The sequence below is a fragment of the Actinomadura sp. NPDC049753 genome (assembly GCF_040674655.1).
GTDB classification, from domain to species: domain Bacteria; phylum Actinomycetota; class Actinomycetes; order Streptosporangiales; family Streptosporangiaceae; genus Spirillospora; species Spirillospora verrucosospora.
This window is the reverse complement of record NZ_JBFARL010000144.1, coordinates 1-21,375: the sequence shown is the minus strand read 5'-3', so window position 1 is coordinate 21,375 and position 21,375 is coordinate 1. Positions and strand designations below refer to the sequence as shown.

22 protein-coding genes are annotated in these 21,375 nt (G+C 68.7%); 14 read left to right on the top strand and 8 right to left on the bottom strand.

Annotated elements, in window-relative coordinates:
- Window positions 1-317: 317 nt before the first annotated feature.
- On the top strand, window positions 318-956 hold the full coding sequence (locus AB0K37_RS29465; protein WP_363986516.1) for a TetR/AcrR family transcriptional regulator: 639 nt from the start codon (window positions 318-320) through the stop codon (window positions 954-956).
- Between the two features lie 448 nt (window positions 957-1,404).
- Here the strand turns inward: AB0K37_RS29465 and AB0K37_RS29460 are convergent, their stop codons facing one another.
- Window positions 1,405-1,959, bottom strand: a complete 555-nt coding sequence (locus AB0K37_RS29460; RefSeq protein ID WP_363986514.1) for an NADH-quinone oxidoreductase subunit B family protein — start codon at window positions 1,957-1,959, stop codon at window positions 1,405-1,407.
- 84 nt (window positions 1,960-2,043) lie between these two features.
- Between AB0K37_RS29460 and AB0K37_RS29455 the strand changes: the two genes are divergently transcribed.
- The 9 genes from AB0K37_RS29455 (at window position 2,044) to AB0K37_RS29415 (ending at window position 11,462) form a co-directional block, all read left to right on the top strand.
- Window positions 2,044-2,970, top strand: coding sequence for a LysR family transcriptional regulator (locus tag AB0K37_RS29455; RefSeq protein ID WP_363986512.1), 927 nt, complete (start codon window positions 2,044-2,046; stop codon window positions 2,968-2,970).
- Window positions 2,971-3,014: 44 nt separating this feature from the next.
- Complete coding sequence (locus tag AB0K37_RS29450; RefSeq protein WP_363986510.1) at window positions 3,015-3,266, top strand: hypothetical protein; 252 nt, start codon at window positions 3,015-3,017, stop codon at window positions 3,264-3,266.
- Window positions 3,267-3,517: 251 nt separating this feature from the next.
- Window positions 3,518-4,438 (top strand): alpha/beta fold hydrolase, encoded by a 921-nt coding sequence (locus tag AB0K37_RS29445; protein ID WP_363986508.1) that lies wholly within the window; start codon window positions 3,518-3,520, stop codon window positions 4,436-4,438.
- Window positions 4,439-4,469: 31 nt separating this feature from the next.
- Window positions 4,470-4,925: a transcriptional regulator gene (locus AB0K37_RS29440; RefSeq protein WP_258945744.1), complete on the top strand. Its 456-nt coding sequence runs from the start codon at window positions 4,470-4,472 to the stop codon at window positions 4,923-4,925.
- A 9-nt stretch (window positions 4,926-4,934) separates the two neighbouring features.
- Window positions 4,935-5,747, top strand: coding sequence for a class I SAM-dependent methyltransferase (locus tag AB0K37_RS29435; protein WP_363986506.1), 813 nt, complete (start codon window positions 4,935-4,937; stop codon window positions 5,745-5,747).
- Window positions 5,748-6,490: 743 nt separating this feature from the next.
- Window positions 6,491-6,637 carry a hypothetical protein gene (locus AB0K37_RS29430; RefSeq protein ID WP_363986504.1) on the top strand — a complete coding sequence of 49 codons (147 nt, stop codon included), beginning with the start codon at window positions 6,491-6,493 and terminating at the stop codon, window positions 6,635-6,637.
- A 956-nt stretch (window positions 6,638-7,593) separates the two neighbouring features.
- Window positions 7,594-8,454, top strand: a complete 861-nt coding sequence (locus AB0K37_RS29425; protein ID WP_363986502.1) for a hypothetical protein — start codon at window positions 7,594-7,596, stop codon at window positions 8,452-8,454.
- 108 nt (window positions 8,455-8,562) lie between these two features.
- Entirely contained in the window at window positions 8,563-9,999 is a 1,437-nt protein-coding gene (locus tag AB0K37_RS29420) for a hypothetical protein (RefSeq protein WP_363986500.1), read from the top strand.
- A 1,124-nt stretch (window positions 10,000-11,123) separates the two neighbouring features.
- Window positions 11,124-11,462, top strand: a complete 339-nt coding sequence (locus AB0K37_RS29415; protein ID WP_363986498.1) for a hypothetical protein — start codon at window positions 11,124-11,126, stop codon at window positions 11,460-11,462.
- 968 nt (window positions 11,463-12,430) lie between these two features.
- Here AB0K37_RS29415 and AB0K37_RS29410 read toward each other — a convergent pair.
- Window positions 12,431-12,790, bottom strand: a complete 360-nt coding sequence (locus AB0K37_RS29410) for a nuclear transport factor 2 family protein (RefSeq protein ID WP_363986497.1) — start codon at window positions 12,788-12,790, stop codon at window positions 12,431-12,433.
- Window positions 12,791-13,227: 437 nt separating this feature from the next.
- Window positions 13,228-13,671 carry a group II truncated hemoglobin gene (locus AB0K37_RS29405; protein WP_363986495.1) on the bottom strand — a complete coding sequence of 148 codons (444 nt, stop codon included), beginning with the start codon at window positions 13,669-13,671 and terminating at the stop codon, window positions 13,228-13,230.
- Between the two features lie 196 nt (window positions 13,672-13,867).
- Here AB0K37_RS29405 and AB0K37_RS29400 point away from each other — a divergent pair, with 196 nt between their 5' ends.
- Window positions 13,868-14,311 (top strand): hypothetical protein, encoded by a 444-nt coding sequence (locus AB0K37_RS29400; protein ID WP_363986493.1) that lies wholly within the window; start codon window positions 13,868-13,870, stop codon window positions 14,309-14,311.
- Between the two features lie 854 nt (window positions 14,312-15,165).
- On the opposite strand, the gene AB0K37_RS29395 is transcribed toward AB0K37_RS29400, so the two are convergent.
- The 3 genes from AB0K37_RS29395 to AB0K37_RS29385 all read right to left on the bottom strand — a co-directional run bounded on the left by AB0K37_RS29395 (window position 15,166) and on the right by AB0K37_RS29385 (window position 17,398).
- Window positions 15,166-15,621 carry a VOC family protein gene (locus tag AB0K37_RS29395; protein WP_363986491.1) on the bottom strand — a complete coding sequence of 152 codons (456 nt, stop codon included), beginning with the start codon at window positions 15,619-15,621 and terminating at the stop codon, window positions 15,166-15,168.
- A 497-nt stretch (window positions 15,622-16,118) separates the two neighbouring features.
- The gene (locus tag AB0K37_RS29390; protein ID WP_363986489.1) at window positions 16,119-16,256 is read right to left on the bottom strand and encodes a hypothetical protein; all 138 of its coding nucleotides are present in this window, start codon (window positions 16,254-16,256) and stop codon (window positions 16,119-16,121) included.
- Window positions 16,257-17,236: 980 nt separating this feature from the next.
- Window positions 17,237-17,398: a DUF6596 domain-containing protein gene (locus AB0K37_RS29385; RefSeq protein ID WP_363986487.1), complete on the bottom strand. Its 162-nt coding sequence runs from the start codon at window positions 17,396-17,398 to the stop codon at window positions 17,237-17,239.
- A 113-nt stretch (window positions 17,399-17,511) separates the two neighbouring features.
- Between AB0K37_RS29385 and AB0K37_RS29380 the strand changes: the two genes are divergently transcribed.
- From AB0K37_RS29380 to AB0K37_RS29370, 3 genes are all read left to right on the top strand, one after another.
- Window positions 17,512-17,922: a serine hydrolase gene (locus tag AB0K37_RS29380; protein WP_363986485.1), complete on the top strand. Its 411-nt coding sequence runs from the start codon at window positions 17,512-17,514 to the stop codon at window positions 17,920-17,922.
- 291 nt (window positions 17,923-18,213) lie between these two features.
- Window positions 18,214-18,369: a hypothetical protein gene (locus AB0K37_RS29375; RefSeq protein WP_363986483.1), complete on the top strand. Its 156-nt coding sequence runs from the start codon at window positions 18,214-18,216 to the stop codon at window positions 18,367-18,369.
- Between the two features lie 902 nt (window positions 18,370-19,271).
- Window positions 19,272-19,457 (top strand): YegP family protein, encoded by a 186-nt coding sequence (locus AB0K37_RS29370; RefSeq protein ID WP_363986481.1) that lies wholly within the window; start codon window positions 19,272-19,274, stop codon window positions 19,455-19,457.
- 222 nt (window positions 19,458-19,679) lie between these two features.
- On the opposite strand, the gene AB0K37_RS29365 is transcribed toward AB0K37_RS29370, so the two are convergent.
- Window positions 19,680-20,423, bottom strand: a complete 744-nt coding sequence (locus tag AB0K37_RS29365) for a PRC and DUF2382 domain-containing protein (RefSeq protein WP_363986480.1) — start codon at window positions 20,421-20,423, stop codon at window positions 19,680-19,682.
- A gap of 342 nt (window positions 20,424-20,765) precedes the next feature.
- Window positions 20,766-21,140: an STAS domain-containing protein gene (locus AB0K37_RS29360; RefSeq protein ID WP_363986479.1), complete on the bottom strand. Its 375-nt coding sequence runs from the start codon at window positions 21,138-21,140 to the stop codon at window positions 20,766-20,768.
- Between the last annotated feature and the right edge of the window lie 235 nt (window positions 21,141-21,375).

Below are 21,375 nucleotides of genomic sequence, written 5' to 3'. Positions count from 1 at the left end.
CGAACACCTCGTGCCCCGCATCGACCAGACGAGGCACCAGCTCCTTGCCCATCGCTCCGGTCGCTCCTGCCACCAGCACCTTCATCGTCGGCTCCTGTTCATCTGTTCTTGCCGCCACGTGCGTTGCCGCTTCAGGCGACCGCACGTGCGTGCACCTCCTGAGCCGCGCCGCGAGCTGGATCGCCACAGCCGCCCAAGAACCTGCCGTCCTGTGCAGTCGTTGCACTCATGTGCAACTGATGCACAACGATATACTCATGAAGAAAAAGCCGTCAACACGGTTGTGACCTGCAGAACCAAGGAGGCGCAGCACTCCGATGACCACTGATAAGCCGACCCGCGGCGGCGGCCGGGAAGCCCAACGCCGCCGCACCCGCAAGGCGATCGTCGATGCGGCCGTACGCCTCAGCGCCGGCAGAGCGACGCCGTCCGTCGACGAGATCGCGGCCGCCGCCGACGTGTCGCGCCGCACGATCTACATGTACTTCCCCGCCCTGGACCAGCTGCTCGTCGACGCGACGGCAGGCGCGCTCAACGAACCACCGGTCAAGGCGGCGCTGTCCGACCCAGCGCTCGCCGACGACCCGGCTGGCCGAGTCGACGCACTCATCCAGACACTGCTGAAACACTCGCCACAATCACTCCCTCTGGGACGCCGCATGATCCGCTTGACCGTCGACCCGCCCCTGAACGGCGCCCCGGAGCCGATCGGCCCACGCCGCAGCCAACGCCGGATCGAATGGCTCATGGAAGCCTGCGAACCACTGCGCGACACCCTGAGCGATCATTCCTACGAGCGCCTCATCTCCGCGTTGACCATGGTGATCGGCTGGGAGGCGCAGATAGCCCTGCGTGACGTCCGCGGCCTCGACCCCCAGGCCGAGCAGGAGGCTATGACCTGGGCCGCCCGCGCCCTCGTGGAGGCCGCGATCAGGGAACACGATCATCAACAATGAGTGTGCAAGGGGGACGCGCCGCGGTGAGGTCTTGTATCCGGGATCTCGCCAGGTGACCGGGCGGTCGGCTTCGGGCCGTTCAGTGTGAGCGACCGAGAGAATCTGACGAAACACGCCGCCGAAATGGTGAGCGAGAGGAGGCTGGAGCCGCTCGCGAGTGCTCCGTCCGGTCAGGCGGACGGAGCTAACCCACTGACTTCAACGTCATCCGAAAAGGGCGGCGGAAGCCGTCACCCAACGGTCAGCTCTGCCGCCGCGGTCCGCTGACCAGTCAGGTGCCCGGCGTTCCCTCGGCCAGATCCGGCTTGACCTCTACCCGGCTGACCCGGCGCCGCCGTTGAACTCCGTCCCGTGCGCCCGGGTGTTTGCCGCCGGTTCTCGCGAAGAACCTGTCGCCGCCGAGGATGCGGTCGTTGGAATACCAGGCCCCAAAGCGGCGCCCCGCTGGTCACTCTGCGGCGGAGCGCTCGTTGACCAGCGGAAGTGCTGTGAGGACGGCTCGTTCCTCCTTTTGTACCTCGGCGCGGCGGTGCGCGCCCAGCTTGCCGTTCTCTACCTTGTCGTGCAGCTTGACGATGGCGTCGAGCAGCATCTCCGGGCGAGGTGGGCAGCCGGGCAGGTAGACGTCCACAGGCACGATGTGGTCGACGCCCTGCACGACGGCGTAGTTGTTGAACATGCCGCCGGACGAGGCGCACACGCCCATCGCGATGACCCACTTCGGCTCGGTCATCTGGTCGTACAGCTGCCGCAGCACCGGCGCCATCTTCTGGCTCACCCGGCCCGCGACGATCATCAGGTCGGCCTGGCGGGGTGTTGCCGAGGCGCGTTCCATCCCGAACCGCGAGAAGTCGTGGCGCGGGTCGCCGACGGCCATGAGTTCCATGCCGCAGCAAGCCAGGCCGAAGGTCATCGGCCACATCGACGACTTACGCGCCCAGCCGGCCATCGTCTCGACGGTCGTGAGCAGGAAGCCGCTGGGAAGGTGTTCTTCGAGTCCCATAGTTCTTCCAGGCTGGCTCTGCCGGAAGAGGCGATCAAGGACGGATAGCGGCACGATCGTGAAGTGGGGCGACACAATGAGCACATGGAGATGCGTGAGATCGAGGCGTTCTTGCAGGTCGCCGGGGAGCTGCACTTCACTCGCGCGGCCGGGCGACTGGGCGTGTCCACCTCTCGCGTGAGCCAGGCGGTGCGCGCGCTGGAACGCCGGGTCGGCGCTCCGCTGTTCGAGCGGACGAGCCGGCAGGTCCGGCTGACGCCGCTGGGTGAACGTCTGAACGCCGAACTACGGCCCGCGTACGAACGGATGACACGGGCGCTGGACGAGGCACGAGAGAGTACGAGTACCCAGGTACTGCGTGTCGGTGTTGCGACCAGCCTGCTCAGCGCCGTGGTCGACGGGCCGATCCAGGCGTTCGAACGGGCCCGGCCGCACTGCGCCGTGGTGCGTTCCGCGCACCCCAACACCGACCCGGCGCGCTGGGGGGAGGACTGGCCGGTGGACGTCTTCGTCGGCTGGCTGCCCGCCGACACCGCGGAAGTGGAGGCCATGGGCCTCGCCGTCGGTCCGGCGTGGCTCCTCCAAGCGCGGGCGGCGCTGGTGCCGGCCGGGCACCCGCTGGGGCGGCGCGCCGTCATCGACGTTGAGGAACTGGCCGGTCACGAAATCCTGTATCCGAGCAGCATGCGGCAGCAACTCGCCGATCTGTGGATCCCCCGCGCCACTCCTGACGGTGTCCCGCTGCGCCGGGCACCCCGGCACAGGTCCGGGTCGCTCGAGGAGGCGATCGTCCTGGTCGCCAAGGGCGATGTGATCCACCTGACGGTAGGTGGGGTGCGTCCTGACAACCCTCACGTCGTCGCAGTGCCGGTGTCGGGCATGCCACCAATGATCTGTGCGCCCTTCTGGCCGACCGGTACCGACAGCACCATGGTCCGCGACTTCGCGCAGATCTCGGGGGCGAGCAGGCTCCGATCGAACTCGCGAGTGGGCACAGCTCGATCGGAGTAAGCCCGTCTGCCGACTTCAGTGGGCCGGCGGGCCATCGCGGTGACATGGGCACGCACAGCCAGTCCGACCTCTACCGCCTCGAGACCCTGACCGGTTCGGCGTCCAAGGTGGGCGCGTACTCCTACCACTTCATCTGGAACCTCGCCGCGTCCCCCGACGGCAAGGTCTTCCTGGCCATCTCCGAGCCGGGCCGCGTGGTGGATTACGACCCGGCGAGGGACGCGACGTCGGGGCCAGCCTCGACGTCTCCCGCCCGTACGCGGGCGGGATCTCGTCCAACGGCGAGGTCCTGGTGATGTCCAAGGACGGCCCCGCCGACCACCGCGTCTAGCTTGTCCGGCCGGGCGGCAGGGGCCGGCGCGGTCGCCGCAGCGGGTGATCTCGCGCCATACCAGGCCCAGGCCGGGGCGGTCGCCAGAGAATCCTGGTGCTGGGCCCAGGCAGTGAGGAGATCAGCGCGGACAGGCTCAGGAGGTTGCAGTAGCTAGCTATTTCAGTCATAGTTGAAATAACTAGCCACTTCACTTCGGAGCATGCTGTGGAACACGTGACTTTCAACAGCCTCGGCACCCGTTGCGCGGGCGATCTCTACCTGCCCGACACGAGCGGCCCGGTCCCCGGGCTGGTGCTCGGGCACAGCGGGGTGATGGTCAAAGAGGCGCTGGCGTTCTTCGCGCCGTACTTCACCAAGGCCGGCTTCGCGGTCCTGGCCATCGACTACCGCACGGTCGGCTCCAGCGAAGGCGAGCCGCGCGGCCTGGACTACCCGGAGCGGCAGGTGGAGGACTTCCGCAGCGCCGTGTCCTACCTGCAGACCCGTCCCGAAGTGCAGCCGGAGCGAATCGGGGTGTGGGGGGTGAGCGTCGGCGGCTCGGTGGCGACCCAGGCCGCCGTGCTCGATCGGCGCATCAAGTGCGTCGTCGTGCAGAGCCCCAGCGTGTGGGACGGATGGCGGTACCTGGAACGCCTCCGGGGCCGTGCCGGTGTCCACGCGCTTCGCGACCAACTGCAGCAGGACTGGCAGCGGCGCTACGAAGGCGGGCAGAGCGCTCGCGTGCCGCACCTGACGTTGGAGGGCGACAGCGTGAAGGACACCCCGGACATGTCGACCCGCCTGTTCCCCACCTACCGCAACGAGAAGACCCTCGACTCTGCCGAGCACCTCCTCACATTCGCGCCGGAGAACCTCATCCACCGGCTCGCGCCGACCCCCCTGCTGATGATCGCCAACGGCGGCTGGGACCCTTACCACATGCTCGAGGAGGCGCAAAGCGCCTTCGCCAAAGCGGGCGAGCCCAAGCGGCTCGCGGTGCTGCCCTACGACGTGCTCGGCCTCTACACCGGCCCGGGCCTGGAGGAGGCGATGGCGCTCGCGATCGACTGGTTCGACCTCTACCTGCGCAAGACCAGGCTCCCCGGCATCACCCCGACACCCACCTACGAGACGGTGGCCGCCATGACAGAGTGACCGCCACACGATCAACAACGGAGGTGCGACGATGAGCACTGAGGAACAGCAGGACCGGCTGCTCCGCTGGGTGGAGCGGGTGGCCGCCTTCTGCGTCGAGGAGTGGGGGCTGCCTCCCATCACCGGACGCATCCTCGGCTGGCTCATGATCTGCGACCCGGCCGAGCAGTCCGCCGGGCAGATCGCGGAGGTCATCCAGGCCAGCCGGGCCTCGCTCACCTCGAACATGCGGTTCCTCACGGCCATCGGCCTGGTCAAGAAGGTGAGAAGGCCCGGCGATCGCGTCTCCTACTACCGCATCGAAGACGACGCCTGGCAGAAGGTCATCCAGCGCAAGCTCGAAGGCCTGAGCGCGTTCGGTGAGATCGCCGACGAAGGGATCGACATCGCGGGCGGCGACAGGCACCGCACCGAGCGCATCAAAGCCGCCCACGACTCCCTGACATGGCTGCAGAACCTCGCGGCCCGTCATCCGCTACGCCGTTAAGGAATCCCCATGCACCGCTGGCAACCCAAGCTCGGGCTGATCCAGGAAACACTGCTGCTCACTCTCCACGCCAGAGCCCTGGACGCCGGGCGGCCCAGCCCGATCCTCGGCGACACCCTGTCCGCGGACCTGGCCGGCAAGATCGACTACGACTTCGACAAGCTCAAGGTCAAGCCCAGCCTCGTCCTCACCACCGCACTGCGCGCCAAGAAGCTCGACGACGTCGTCCGCGCCTTCATCGAAGCTCACCCCGGATGCGTGGTGCTCGACCTGGGCTGCGGCCTGGACACCAGAATGCTGCGCTGTGATCCCCCGCCCGGCGTCGACTGGTACGACATCGACTTCCCCGAAGTGATCCACCTGAGGGCCGAATGCCTGCCCGGCCGCTCCCACCTGGTCGGAGCCGACCTCACCACCTCCGACTGGCTCACCGCCATCCCCCGCGACCGGCCAGCGATGATCGTCGCCGAGGGGCTGCTCCCCTTCATGCCCGGCGACTCCTTCCAGTCGATGACCCGCGCGCTGGCCGGCCATTTCCCTTCGGGTGAGCTCGCGCTCAACGGCTACACCCGCTTCGCCGCCTGGGCCATGAAGTACCACCCGACCATCAAGGCCCTCGGCATCAAAGCCGCCCAGGGCTTCGACGACCCACACGAACCAGAGTCCTGGGACGCCGGCCTCGAACTGATCGAAGAGCAGATCCTCAGCCGCGCACCCGAAGTAGCCCGGTTCCCGCAACCCCTACGCGCGCTCACCCGTCTCACCGCCCGCAGCACGGCCCTGTCGCGGCAAGGAGCCCGCATTCTCCGCTACCGGTTCTGAGTCCGCCCGCGCGGCGGTGGCGACGAATGGCGCGTTGAGATTGGCCGCGATTGCCTCCAGGTCCGTCTCGGCACGTGTGCGCAGGTCCTGGTTCTTGAAGAGGTGCTGACGCAAGGCTCAGCTGGTGTTCTCGTTGGTTTTCTCCTTCAGACGGTGGCCGAGGCACCCCGGCTGCCTCGGCCACCGGATGGCCGGCCCTGTGGTGGAGCATGAGCGCGCGCCGCTGCCCGGCCGGGACTTGTCGCAGCGCCCCGACCCAGGCGAGGCGGCGTTCTCGTAGGTGCTGGCGAGTGGGCCCGAGTGGAAGAGATCGCCGAGCAAATGTTGGACGGCTGGTCACCGTGGACGGCGGATGAACTGCCGGCACCGTTCGTCGCCCAGGCAGCGCAACCCGTCGCGGACTGCGTGACGACGAGCAGGGCGCGTCACCGCCGTCTTCGCCGCGTTCCACCGTCAGCAGATGCCCGCGCCCGTTGCCCAGCGGCCGCCGCGCAACCACCAGCCCATCACGGCCCAACTCCAGATCCAGCGACGCTTCCTCCAGCAGGCGAGGGGGCGGCTGCATATGCCTGGCACGGCCTGCCGCTAGCTTCGCGAGGAGGCTGTGCAGGTCCCTCACGAGGTTCCTTGAGAAGTCATCAGGAGTTCGCAGTACCTAGCAAGCCAGAGCACCGGATTCTCCGTACGGTCAAGGATCGTGACGGCAAAGCCGTCGCATCGTCCGGCCCGCAAAGGAGAGTTCGATGAAGATCACCGCCCGCGCCGGTATCGCCGGGTCCGTTCTTCTGATCATCGCCGGCGTCCACGGGGAGAACACCCTGTTCATCGGAGCGGGGGCCGCGGCCCTCGTCCTCTGGGTCATCATCCTCATCAAGGCGACCGCACAGTAGCCGATGCCGCGGGGCGCACAGCCCCGCCGCAGCAACCCCGACGGCCCCTCACATGTGAGGGGCCGTATTCGATGCGCCTGGCTGGATCAGGCCTAATTGTTCCCGCCACCCCGGTCATCGCCTTCCCGGCACGCTTTTGGCAGGTCCCCGGCGGCTGTTTGAAGGGCTTCTCCGCACGTGTGTGAGGCGCTCACGGCTCTTTCGTTTCGGCAACACGGCGCGGCCCCGATCTGGTTGGGGTCAGGGGGAGCTGATGGCTCGGGATGGGCCCGCGATAACACCCGCCGAGTGTGGACCACCGTTGTCCCGACAGGGCCGGCTTCTCTCGGAGCTCAGCCGCCCCTCCCGATCTACCCGGATATACAGCACCACTACGAGCGATCGGGCAGTCACTCCTGGAAATGAATACGGTCAGGTGCCCCTTGGGGATCGGGGGCGGAGGAACAGGGGAACCGAATCTGCGCGCGGGCGGGTTCGACGTCCGGACAATGGCCCGCTGCAGCTCGTCGCTGCAATGTGTTTCGAGTCATGCAGCCACGGTTCTGCTACGCGCTATCTCCCTGGTCACTTCCTGGTCACACCAGGTTTAAGGAAAACGCCGGCCGCGCGACCGGGAGGCGACCGAGGCGATAGCGGATGGGCGAACAATGTGCGGTGTCGGTACCACCCCGCCCGTTCAAGGAGCACTGCGCATGCCACCTCGGCCACCCCTGCGAGATATGGACACTTAGAGTCATGAGATATCAGCTTTTAGTAACGGATTGTGGTTGGAGCCAGGAGTGCGGCGAGGACGGGTGAGTGTTGCCATGCGTCGACTGAGGTCGTGGGTTGCCGCCGGGCTGGTCTGCTGCGTGCTGGGCTCGATGGCGGCGGCCGCGCCGACGGAAGCCGCCGCACGAACCGCGAGGCCTCCGGGACTGGGCGCACCGGCTGGACCGGGGTCGGGCGGCCGGGTGGTGGCGCATGCGCAGAACACCGGTTCGCGCGCCCAGGACGTGACCGGGGACGACTGGCCCGATCTGGTGACGCGGCAGGCGGGCACCGGGGAGCTGCTGGTCTACCCGCACGTGGGCCGCTGGGAAGGGGCCGGGAGCTGGCCGACCCCGGTGGTGGCCGGGCACGGGTGGCAGATCATGGACTGGATCGGGCTCGGCGAGGTCACCGGCGACGACTGGGTCGATGTGATCGCACGCCGCGCCGACGACGGGGTTCTGCTGGTGTATCCGCACACCGGCGCCTTCCGCGGGGACCAGACGTGGGGCGACCCGGTCGTGGTCGGCCACGGGTGGGGCGGGCTGCGCACCATCATCGTCCAGGACGTCACGCTGGACGGGTTCGACGACCTGGTGGTGCGGTGGGGCCGCGACGGCGACGACAGCACCTACGTCTACGTCCACAGCCGCACCTTCCAGGGAGTGGGCACGTGGGGTGAGCGCGAGCGCGCCGGTGAGCACGCCCTGGACAGCTGGCTGATGGCCACCGAGTGGTCCGGTGACGACGGCCCGGACCTGCTGCACCACAACTTCGAGCTCGGCACCTTGTTCCTGTCGCCGCACAACCGCGCCTACGCCCGGGAGAACACCTGGTCCAGCGCCCCGCCGATCCAGGTCAGCGGCGACCAGTGGTTCACCTACGACAAGGTCGACTACCTGCTGCTCGCGGACGCCGACGGCGACGGCTACGAGGACGTGCTGGCCCGCCAGGTCAACGGAGAGCTGTGGGCCTACCTCAACACCCGCCGCCTGGACGGCGCCGCCACCCTGCGGCCTCCGGTCGCGATCGGCTGGGGCTGGGGCACCTTCGACATGATCACCTGACCCCGCCGGGGTGCCGAGCCCCGCCGCGCCCCACGCCGCGGCCCGCCGTGCTCGTCTCTGCTTCCGCGTCCACCTTCTGCCCGTCGTCTTCGGCCTGTTGGAGAGCTCATGCGTGACGTCCCCGCCTGGCGCGCCGGTGTGATCGTGCTGGGACTGTGTGTGACACTGGTCCCCGCCCTCCCAGCGGACGCGGTACAGCATCCCGCCCCCCAGTCCTCCCCCGAACAACCCACCCCTGGACGGCCCTCTGCCGGGCCTGCCGCGGGTTCCGCGGAGCTCGCGAGGCCGCCCGAACCCGGCCACCACGCGGCCAGCCCGGCGCTGGGCTCCGCCGGCCGCCTCGCGCCGCCGCGCCGCCGCGCGCAGGAGCTCCGGCGCGCCCTGGCGTCTGGACCGACCGGGGCCCGGCTGCACCGGCTGGGCCACGACGGCCGCTACCGGGCCGTCACCACCATCCCCCGCACCGGCCGCCACCTGCGCGCGCCCGCGGACGACCCGGTCACCTTCGACGAATGCGCCAACCACGGCGGCAATGAGCACTACTGGTTCAAGAACCGGTTCAGCATGTGCTATCGGGAACAGCGCCCCCTCGTGTACCTGGCCCGCAATCAGCAAGGCGTCGTCTACGAGCAGGGGCGGTCGCTGGTGGCGATCGAGTTCATCGGCATCGCCCAACCCCGCCAGACCCAGATCAACTTCGGTGTCCGGCTACGCCACCTCGCCGACCACAACCTGACCCGCAAAACCGACCGGCTGCGGATCAACATGGTCTGCGCCAACCACGACACCACCCGCGACAGCGTCTGCGAACGCGAGCCCCAGGAACCCGCCGGCGGCACCGAGCTGACCGTCCAGCAATGGCAGGACCGCGGCGGCGCCCCGCTGTGGTCCCAGCGCACCGGCACTACCCACCGTGTTCCCGACGACCTCTACAAAGAAGAGAAACGCGGCTACTTCACCTTCACCGTCGAACTCACCCTCACCGGCCCCCTCGGCGGGACCTCCGAACGCTTCACCCCCGAGTACTTCCGTTGCGACCTCGCCGACTACGTCGCCACCACCCCCCGCTGCGTGTTCCACCACGTCTCATCCGAGATCCGCATGCGCGCCACCGACACCCGCTTCGCCGAGTCCGCCCAGCTCATCCGCGACGCCCAGACCGACATCACCCTCACCAAGCCCGGCATCGTCGGCAAGAAGGTCCCCGGCAAGGTCGGGGAGAAGCCGCTCACCCGCCTCGTCGCCCGCTACGACACCACCCGGTCCAAGGACGCCTCCCGCCGCAAGATCCGGCGGGTCTGCCAGCACAACTGGGGACTCAACTACACCAAAGGCCCCAACGGACAGAAACGCCAATGCGACGAATACCCCCTTGCCAGCACCTACGAGAATGCCGCCCGAGTCGACAACAACACCGTGTGGGACTACGCCGTCCGCGCCCTGGACGCCGAACACAACCGCGCCGCCGGAGAGTTCATCGAGCAGTTCAGAAACAACGACCACGTCCTGGACGGCGACCCCTTCTACATCACCATCACCCCCTGACCCCAACAGTCGACGGAACGCAGCCGAGAGCTACCGCGCCGGGCGATGCATCAGTTCCGCTCGGCCGCACACCGGGCTGAACCCGTGCCGCCGGCGCCAAAAGATGAGCCGGTCCTCATCGGTGTCCTCAGCCCCGGCGATCAGGGCCACGGTCAGTTGCACCGGCACTGAGGCGCATCGGCTAGCGCGACGGCGCAGGAGCGGGCGCCAACGATGGCCGCAGCCGACAGCGGAACGGCACCGATCAGCGCGGCTATGGGCGGCCGGACGTGTAACGATGCGCGGCTGTGGGACCACATCGTGCCCTCCCCGCCGACGTCGGGGACCCGAAGTCGGGCATCTCCGCGTCCGCCTTCCCGCGCGGTGAAGACCACGACCTCGTGATGGGTTCCGAGTTCCCGTCGAAGTCAGTGTCGAACCATGTGACCGAGGGCTCGCCACTTCGCCCGGAAATGCGGTAGTCGAGCCCGATCCAACAGTGCCCATCGCCAGAGAGCAATACCAGTTGCGCTGGCATACCCCACTCTTCGAGCAAGTACGGGGTGTCGAGCAACGAGGTCATTCCGTCGCGTCGCCCGATGCCCATCAGGGCGTCGAAGGGAACGTGGTCTTCGCTCCAGGAGGTCGGCCGGCTCGCGGGGAATGCGTCATGATCAGCTGCCACAATGCCGCCGTTCTGAAAGGAGGCCATCGGGCGGTCAGCGGCACGGTGGCGCCACCTGGCCCGGGCCGGGCCACGTGGCGCCACCGGTGCCCTGCCCGTCACCGAGACCGCCGCCGCCCGGGAACTCTCCCTGCCCTGTTGCCTCCGGGCTCGCCCCCAATGTGCGTAATCGGCTGAACGCTGGACAGTTCATGTCGAGGTCCGTCCCAGCACGACCGTACGTACAAACCATCGACGTTCGCGTTCGACGCGTGCGTCCATCCAAAGTGGGGGCAACATGAACATGCGTGGACTCCGGACCACCGGCGCCGCGTGGTGGCGCCGTTATCGGGGTGGAATCGGAGCCGTTGGAGCAGGGCTCGTTTGCGGCGCCTTCATCGGATGCTGCTTCGCCGTCCTGAGGTTCCTCGGCTTCGTCGCCGACCTCGGCGCCCGCTACGGCAACTACGGACTCGGGGAGATGGTGAAGACCGTCCAGGCCATCGGCCTCGACCTCCTCGGCCTCTACGCCGCAACGGATGCCTGCATCGGCGCCTTCTGCGGTTTCATCGGCGCGGCCTTCTACAGGGCGTTGGTCTACTGGACCGACGAACCCGGCACAACGGCCGCCCGGCGCTCAACCCCCACGGTGGGCGTCTCCGCTGTCACTCGGCTCCTCCTCGGGGGGGTCGCCTTCGGCGTGTTCCTCGGAGTCGCCATCGGCTTCTTCGGAACCGTCGCCACCATTCCCATCCCGGTCATCACCCTGACCTGCCTCTTCGGCGGCTACATCGCCGCCGTGCAGGTCAGCCGTCGGTGACCTGGCCCACCCGACAAGGGTCCGCCGCTGGCGGACCCTTGTTCTGGTTCTGGTTCAGGTTCAGGTTCCGGGGTGGCGCGCGGGCCGCCCGCCCGGTTGGTGACCCGGGCCCGCCACATCTGCAGGTGAGCGCTGTTCAGGCAGCCGACGAGGAAGCGGTCGTGGCCAAGTTCGCGGGCCGCGACCGCCACTCGCTATCCGACGCCTACCGCAGCAGTGGTACCAGGTCGCGGGCCCCTGGGGCTGCCTGGCCGTCCTGGTCGCGCGGAGCATTGCGCGGATACGACCGACTCGGCGACCGCCTGTCACGGCCGATGACAACGTCCGGCGCTACGAGATCCTGGTCGCCTTACCGGTCTGGCACTCTTGCTGCCCGCGCCGCGGCCTAGACCTGACGTCGGCGACACCCGGATGGGAAACCGGCGGCGCCGGCGGGAGCCGCCTGTTGTGGGCGGCCCCCGCCGGCGGTCGCGATCCGATCATGCGCGTCCCTAGGACGTGCTCAGCACGTGGGGATCCCCGAGGGGACGCCGGTGACGTTCCCGGAGAAGATCCAGCCCGGATCCCAGTACTCCCCCGCGGGCGGCTCCGGACGGACGTAGTACCAGGTGTTCCCCGTGTCGTTGACGAACTCGCACCAGGCCCACAGCGCTGGCCAACACCGCTTGAGGCCGCGGCCTTGACGTCAAGGTTCTACGAGATACCTCGGCCTGGGCGATCTCTGGAGTCCTCTGCACCAGTGCAGGCGGCGCAGGTCGCTCCCGCGCGGCCCGCCGCCGCGGGGCCCAACTGCGGCTGGACTCCCACCACCAACGGCAGCGGTCCATGCGTACCAACAAGCCGATGAAACTGCGGGAGGGCCCGTCGGCCACCCCGCGATGCTGATCAGCCCCGCAGGGGGTTCGAAAACAGCTTCGTACCGCCGTCTACGGTTGTGTGGTGGTTCGCCCTAAAACGTGTCGGCTATGTCAATCGGTCGTGCTGGCGTGCACGGCGATGATTCGCCAGCCGTGCGTCTCGTCGTGTAGCCAAGTACGGGTGTAGCGCATCCTGGCAGCGAACGGCGTCCCGGAGACGGTCCCTTCGACGGTGCCGAGAAACCACGTCACCCCGGTGCGCCCATCGGCGAGCACGGTCAACTCCTCCTCAGCCACCCTCGTCAACACCTGCGCCCGAGTGCGGTGCGCCTCCAGGTCGTCCGCCTTGGTCTGAACGTTCGCACCGAAGGTGAAGAGCAGCCGATCATCCAGCAGCCGATCCAGCGCCTCGACATCTCCAGCGAGCTGCGCGGCCTGGAGTCGGCGCTCGGCGTCCCTCAAGTCCTCCATGAGGCTCACCCTCCCAGCCAGCGCCGTATCCGCGCCAGAACGTTCACGCTCGGCTGATCTTCGCTGGAGCGGACCGGTGAGCACGGGTCGCGGCGGGTGGCCACCGCCTCGGGTGGGGCGTCCACTCTACCTCGGCGTCGTAACTCCACTTACGGCACCGTCATGCTCGTGGCCATCATGCGGACTCATCCTCTGACATGGCGGGGGACGGCGATGGCGTTGACGTGAGTCTTCGGAGGGCGCAGGCCTGGTCCTTGAACCCAGCGCGTAGACGTCCAGCATGAACGGCTAACGGGCAGCAGCCAGGCGATCGAGGGCGCAAGTCGTCCGGGGGGCGGCGGGGCGTGGGGCCGCGGAGAACCACGGTGTCTCTAACGTCAAACTGGCATGCGGTCACGATAACCAACCGTGTTCCGGACGCCCATGGCCGCTGGGTGTCAGGGGGTGGGCCAGTCCCAGTGGGGGACCTCGCGCAGCGGGTGCAGTTCGTCGTCGGTCCGGGCGTGGGAGTTGCGCATGGCGACCTCGGTGCCGAACTCCACGTGCTCGCGCAGCGCCTGCCGGAAGGGGGCGTCGTCGGGGAGCCCGGCGGCGTCGGCGGCCGCCATGTACAGCTCGACGAACCGGAGCCGCTGCTCCTCGGTGATCTTCAAATGGCGGTGGACGTCGATGAGGTGGGAGAAGCCGCCCATCTCGCGGGTGAAGGTGTCGGGGCCGCCGAAAGTCTCGGCGGTGAAGGCGGTCAGGCGATCGACGTGGGTCGGCTGGCCCTCCCCGAAGAGGGGCTGGAGCAGGGGGTCGGCCAGGAGGCTGGAATAGAACAGGTCGATGAACCTGCGGAGGCCTTCGTGCCCGCCGGCGTGCTCGAAGAGAGTTTCCATGATTACACCATTACTCGCTTGACGACGGCCAGGTTCGTTTATCGCAGGCGGCCGCCGGTCTGTCGAGGCCCGGTGCCGGTTGTGGTCATGGGGCCGGGTCGGTGACGTAGTCGTGCAGGCGGCCGGATCCTTCGCGCATCGCAATGGCGCCGGGCGGCAGGTTCGCTACCACAACACCGAGTACAAGAAGGTCGCGATGCAGGTTGGCCTCACCGTGGCCAAGGTCGACCCGATCGGCTGGTCCGACACCAACGTCCCCGACAGCACCGCCGTCGAGTACGCGCTTGAGATCGACCAGCTCACCTGCGTGATCCGGACACACCGCCGCTCCGAGCACACGGCCCGCATCGCCGCCGCGGGCGGTACCGGCGAGGAGCGCTGGTGCGTGAACCTGCAGTGCCCGGCGCAGGCGACGCGGCGGCTGATGCACTGGGCGTCGCGCCAGGCGGCCGACATGGAAGGCGTCGGCGATGTCTGGATCGAGAAGCTCGCCGAGGACGGCGTGCTCAAACGCCGCAGCGACTTCTACGACCTGACGGCCGAGCAGCTGCTCGGCTACGAGCGGATGGGCGAGGTCAGCGCCCAGAACATGGTCGACTCGACCGCGTCCCCAAGAAGGTCGGGCTGCGGCGTGCGCTGATCGGGGCTGGCGATGGCCGCAACCGTCGGCTGTCCCGTGCTCTGTTCGCCTGGCGCCGCACGGATGCTCTGCCCGATCGCGGAACCTCAGGCCGGCCCGCTCATGCGGTTCATCTGGGCCGCGCAGACGAGGACCTGCGGCCGATGAGCGCCCGCCTGGCCTGGGCCGCCACCTCCGCCACCCCCACCGCCGTCGCCGGGTCGGCTGGGCCGCCCCGACCGGGACTCTGGCATCGATGGTGATGAACACATGGGGAGCAGACTCGGGCCGGCAGGCGCCACGCACGGGGGACGGCGCGCCCGCGGGCCGACGGCAGCAGCGGGCGCTCCCCCGCCTACCCCACCCGCTCGGCGATCGCTGGCGGGCGCCCCAGTCCGGGCGCAATCTGGCCAGCAGGACCACCAGTGCTTCCCAGCTCTTCTCCTTGGGCGCAGCCTCCGCCGCCTCTTCATCCTCGGCTTCCGCAAGCTCAGCACCGTCGCTCATGCCCGCAGGTTGGATGTACCGCCTTCTCAGGTGGAGCCTCTTCTCTAAGAGATGCAGCCCTGACCTCAACCAGGAGCAAAAAGGCGCACCGCTCATGAAGAACGGCTGGAGATTCGGTGAGATGGCCCGGCGGCGGTCTTCCTGGTGAGGTTGGGGCTGGCGGGGAGGGCCAATGCGGCAAGAGACAGCCCGGACGAGGAGAGATCGTGTCAGGCCAGCGGCAGGCCCCCGCGTGGTTCGCAGGTCAGCCGAACTAGGTGGTGGGTGGGTGTGGCCGCTCCGTGCGCCTCGGCGCCGGTCCGATCTATGAAACCTTCTTGCTGGAGGTCGAGTCCGACCCGGCTCACCTGGAACTCCAGCTCACCGCGCTAGTCGGAGTGCGCGTTCATGCGGCGTTCGAGGACGTCGTCGGGCACGTCCTCGATGTGGGTGAGGAAGACCCACGTGTGCCCGAACGGGTCGCGCAGGATCGCGGCGCGGGCGCCGAAGGGGGCGTCGGCGGGCGGGTCGATGATCTCGGCGCCTTCGGACTCGGCGCGCGCGACGACCGCGTCCACGTCGTCGACGTAGACGTGGAGCACGACGCTGGAGCCGTGCTCGTCCGGCGCGACGAAGGGCGGGTGGGCTTCGCTCAGCATCAGCGTCGACCCCTCGATGGCGATCTCGGTGTGTCCGAGGGTGCCGTCGGGCGCGTCGATACGGAAGATCACTTCGGCGCCGAACGCCTTCTCGTAGAAGGCGAGGGCTTCCTTCGCACCGCGGATCATCGCGTGGGAGATGACGGCGTTCCGGTAGCGCTCGGGAGACTTCTTCGTGGTGTTCATGAAGATGACGCTACGGAGAAGGGTGACCGGCGGGCATCAGTCGGATGACCGGCAGGATGACCGGCGTTCCGGGAGGCGGCGAGTGAGCTCTCCGCCACCGGGCACCGCGTCACTTCAGCCCGGTCCGCGTGGCGGTATGAGATCGCCGCGTGGCGGGCGCTGCTGGAGGACCGGTGCGCTGACGCGATCGCCGCCACGCGGTCGAACGTCCGGAGCTGAGCCCTTCCCGGCCCCAGCGCCCACACCGCCAGGACCGTCACCGCGACACCGATCACCAGTAACGCGATCTGAGCCGCCCGCTACCGCTAGCGCACGCTCGATCCCGCGCCCGTATTCCCTTGCCTCGCCCATGCCGTAGAGACGCGCTCACCGCACCCGGCGTTCACCAGTCCCTCCCCGCTGAGCGCGCCCGGATCTGGCCGCAACGGATCGTTGTCGGACGCCTGGAGGATTCGGCACGCGAGGAGCTGAGTGCAGGAGTATTGCCCGGAGGTGAATCACGTCCCGCCGGGGTGGCGGGTCTCGAACTGGTTCAGCGCGCGGGGCCCGCAGAACCGCTGGTCCGGCGGGAAAGAGATCTTGTAGAGGACGCCGAACCCGCACTCTTCGCAGATCCCGTAGGTCACCCTGCCCATCGAGGTGCCGCTGGCGTCGACGGGTTCCGCGCTGAGACGTCCTCTAGCGGCCCGAGGACGCCCTAATGACGTTCCTCGCTAGACCTAGCGGCTCCGCGCTAGCGGCTCACGGGCTCCTGAGCGGCTCTCTAGCGTCTAGCGGCGCGCGGACGGCCGGGCCGGGACCGGCCCCCAGGCCGCACGCCCGGCCCGGACGGGCCGCACGCCGCGGCGGTGAGGTCACTAGATGCACATGGTCGAGGTCCAACCGGTCCTGCCGCCTGGTAGGGGCAGCGGGCGCCAATTGTCGTTGACAGTCCCGGATGTGCCGCAGTACCCGTCGGGGAAGGCCGCGCCTTTCTCCCATCCCGGACGTACCTCGTAGTCGTAGCCCGCGACGATGCCGCCGACCACTTGACTGTCGAGCCGACGTTCGGCGTACAGCGGCACGGAGTAGTGGGCCCGCGCCCGCGGATAGAAATTGCGGACCGGGGAGGCTTGCCCCATGGCGGGCGCCAAGGTGGGGCTGGCCGGAGCGGCCTGCGCCTTGTGAGGCGCAGCGGTCCCCAGCGTGCAGCTGGTTGCCACGGCGAGCACCCCTATGCCCAGACGCGTAGGTGTATTCATGGTCGTTCTCCTTGAAGGGAGATTCCCGTTCGCGGATGTTCCCGTGAGAGGCGACATCCGCCTGGACAAGCCCACGCTCCCCCTCTGCGCTATCAGCCCGGTCACTTCCCAGTCACCGCCACCCCTGCCCAACCAACGATCCGTTGCGGCCGGTCGCGGGCGTTCCACTCGCAGGCCCGAAGTTGATCCAGCCGCCCGAGCGTTGGGCTTGACCCGCGATGAGGATGAGCGCAGAAATCAGCGGGAGGGCGTTGAGGTTCGTTTCGGTCGATGATGGCCGTGGCCGGCTGCGCAGTGGGCAGGTCTCGGCCGCTGCAGGGATCGGTCGACAGACGCTGGGCTTTGGATCTGGCTTGGGTCGCGGTCGCGGTGGGCTAGTTCCAGGCAAGGTGCTGGTTCTGCCGGGCGGGGCGGTGGGCGACGGCGCGTTCGAGGAGGCGGGTCGCCTCGGCGATGGCTGCGTGGTCCCACTGAGCGCGGTCCTGCTCGGGCACCGGGACCAGGTCGACGGCAGGGTCGAAGGGGGGCGGTGGCACGGGCCTGGTGCAGCCGGACGAGGGCGAGCAGGCCGAGCACCTCGGGCTGCTTGGGCATCCAGCCAGGCCCGCTGTGCGGCCAGCCATTCGGCGTCGCCGTCTAGGCCGGGGGCGTGCGCGCGGTCGCCGGTGCTGGCGAGGTAGCCCTCGTTGGACAGCAGGTGAAGCTCAACCCGACCGTCGCGGGTGCCTCCGGCGAGCTCGTCACCACCACGACCGACCTCAACCGCTTCTACCAAGCGCTACTCACCGGCCGGCTGCTCCGCCCCGCCCAACTCGCCCAGATGCGCACCGCCTGGACCACCGGCCGAGACTACGATTACGGCCTCGGCCTGCAAACCAAGCTCCTGGCCGACGGAACCCGGCTCTGGGGCCACGAGGGCGACATCTTCGGCTACCAGGCCTCCTGCTGGACCACCGAGGACGGACGCAGGCAACTCGCCGTCGCCGCCACGCCATGGGGCACGGGCGACCTCGACGAACTCTTCGACACCCTGGTGACCACCGCATTCGCCTCCTCGTAAGGGCGCAAACGACGCCGCAAACCCCGCGGTCAGGCCGGAGGGCCCTCGGGACTCAGCTCCAGGAACTCCTGGCCTGATCTCTCATCGCCGGTGCGACACAGAACCTGCATTACCTGTCACACTGACGGGCGTCGGACCGCGTCCGCCCAGTTCGCCGCCGAGCGACTCGGCAGCATTATGTGTCACACCGGCCTGCGGTGGTCCCCGCTGTGTCCGTCGTCGCCTTCCCCGGCCGACCCGACCCGCACGACGCGGCGACCCTCGCTGCCGCGTCGACCGCTACCTGGACTCTTGCCGGCCGCCACCACCCGCGCCAGCTACGACGACACCCTCGCCCGCCTCATCGACGTCGCCGCCGGCGCCAGCTCGGTCGCCGAACTGGCACCCGAGGACTTCGCCGCGGTGATGGACCGGTGGGACGGCGCGGCGGCCGCCACCTCGAACTGACACCTGTCCGCGCTCGCCTCCTTCACCACCTGGGCGCAGCGCCAGAAGCTCCTGGCCACCAACCCGGCCCGGCGGCTGACCCGGCGTAAGACCGCCCGGCGCGGCGACCCCTCCATCCCCCGCGCCCGGCTGGACACGCTGCTGGCCGACGACGCGCAAGCGCTGCGCGATCGGGTGCTGTGGCGGATGCAGTACGAGACCGCCGCCCGCGCCGAAGAGATCCTCTCGCTAAACGTTGAAGGACCTGGACCTGGAACTCCGGCGGTCATGGGTGATCTCGAAGGGCGGCGCGACCGAGTATGTGCACTGGGCCACCGGCACCGCCCGCCTGCTGCCCGCCTCCTCAAGGGCCGCACAGCCGGGCCGGTGTTCCTGGCCGACCGCCGCGCCCCCATCTCCGGCCTCCGCGCCCCCGCAGCCGCCGACATCTGCCCGGCCACCTGCCGCGGCCGGCTGTCCCACCCGCGCGCCGAATACCTGTTCAAGATTGCCACCCGCGCCCTGGACCCGCACGGCAACGGAGGGCTCCGACGTTGTCGGCCCCGGTAGGAGGAGCCGGAGGCGGCGGAGCCGGCCATGAGCAGTCGGCCATGAGCGGTCCGGGCAGAGCCGACGGTAGGGCCGGATTCAATGCCGGTGAGCACGGCCACGCATGGGGCACTGCCCAGTCGGCGGCCACCGCCCAGCCCAAGTCAGCCGGGCACGGAACACCTATTGGCCTGAACGGCCCACCCTGCTGCGCTTCCTGCAGGGGGCCCGACCTGGGATGTTGCAGCCGGGACCTGCCCTGTCGGGAAATCGGCGCATAAAGCAGGACCCAAGGGGCAGTACTCGCCGCGATCACAGGCATACCCCCGGTGAAGCGCACATGATGCGCGCTGGGTTCGGCGAAGGGAGCAGAGATGGCCGGCAAGTTTCAGTTGAAGAAGGGCACCAGCGGCAAGTTCCATTTCAACCTGGTCGCCACCAATGGCCAGGTGATCGCCACCAGCGAGGCCTATGAGAGCAAGGCGTCGGCACTTAAGGGGATCGAGTCGGTTCGCAAGAACGCTCCCGAGGCCGAGTTGGACGATCAGACCGGCAGCTGACCTGCACGTCGCGCCCCCGCGGGCTTCGCCCGCGGGGGCGTGCGGCCACGACACGGGCGGGACAGCCGGATCCACAGCCGGATGGGAGAGGAGGCTGGTGGGCGGGTGCGACCGGCCGGGTACGGCAGGTAGATCACCGGCTGGTTTGCTGGGTGACCTCCCATTCGTCGGGGTGGCCGGGTGAGTGGATGCCGTCGTGTGGTGGCTGGTGGCTGGTCCGGTTCACCGCTTGCGGCGGCCCCGCTGGCTGGTGTCGTCCTCCTCCATTTCGATGCGCTCCTTGCGAACCTCGCCACCGACGGTCTCCTGCTCGGTCACGGTCTCCTTGGAGGCCCGCACCCGTTCCACCGGGGCGGTCTCCTTGGACACCACCGGCCGCTCCTCGTGCAGGACGACCTCGTGCTCGGCCTCGGTAATCTCCTCCCCGCGCATCGCCGCGTCCCGGTTCTCATCGGTGATCGGCTCGCGTTCGACCCTGACCTCTTCGTGGCTGACCGGGACGGTCACCTGCTGCTCCTCGGTGACCACGTACTTGCGCAGTCGGGCCCGGCCCGACTCCCGTGTCTCCGTGCCGACGCGCAGCTTCTCTTCGGAGCGGGTCATCGCGTCGTCGGGCTCGTGTGCCCGCCCAGGCGCCTCCTCCGTGGGAGCGCCGGCCGGCTCCTGGCCGCCTGAGCCGATGCCGTAGTAGCGGTACAGCTGCTGCACCTCGGCCGAGGGAATGTGCTGGCCCCCGGCTTCGAGGTCGACGTCGGGCGCCTGCTTGATGAAGTCCTTCTCGTATCCCGCCTCGACATGGTCGGAGACACACTCTGCCCGTTGGGCGGGCACGTAGGTCTCTTTGGCGCCCAGCATCCCGGTCTTGACACCCAGCCACTCGGGGCGGCCGGTCCGGTCGTCCAGGAAGACGTGCTTGACGTCGCCGACCTTGCTGCCGCGCTCATCGTAAAGCGGGTGGTCCAGCACTCTGGGAATCTGTTGCTCTGTAATCATCTTTTTCCTTCCTCTGTCTTGGAACCCCTACCGCCGAGAACCCGGGAAATCCCTCCCTGGAGGCAAATGTCCCTCAAAGACCGATTTGCTCCCTAGTGGCGTGTGAGACAGCGCACGTGGTGTCCGACTTCGTCTGGCCAGGGTGGGCTGGTCTGGGTTCTGCTGCGGCTCGGTGAACGCCGCGGATGCGCCCCGCAAGAGCACCGCGCACCTTCTCCCGACACCCACGTCGGCGACACGGCCGCGAAGCTGACGCAGGGCGGCGCTCATCCCGTTCTTCGCCGTGTGGCCGAGGCCAGTCTCGGTCCAGATAGGTCAGGCGGGAAGGGTGTCGTGCACCGGGAGGTAGTGGTCCAGGGCGGTCATGGCCAGCACCTGGGCCACGCGCGGATGCGGCCGCAGGAGCACCAGTTCCCTGCCGGCGGCGCCGGCGCGCTTCCACAGCCGCACGAAGGTGTTGATCCCCGCAGAGTCACAAAAGCCCACCTGCGAGACTTGGAGTGCGATCCTCGGCGAGGACGGCTGGCGGATCAGCGCTTCGACGCGATCCGCCAGCGCCGGGGCGGTGAACAGGTCGAGCTCACCGCGCAGCTCGACCACCAGCCACGTACCCTGCGCCCCCACCTCGATGCCGAGCCTGGGCCCAGCCGGCGACTCCCGCGGCGGCTCCTGCAGTGATTCCGTAGTCATCGGCAAACCCCCGGTCGTACCACACCGATTATCTCGCCCCCAACGCCGGACTTAACCCCCGCCCTGTGGGTGCCCGAGCACAGACTCACGACCAGAGTCCGACTTCCCAGTCCCAGGCGGCTCACCTCGGCCAGGTGTTGAGAAACGATGGCGGTCTCAGTGGATCAATGCATCGACCTGTCCGCAAAGGTCAGCGTAAACCTCGTCGGGTGTTCGGTAGCCGTGGATCCTGCGT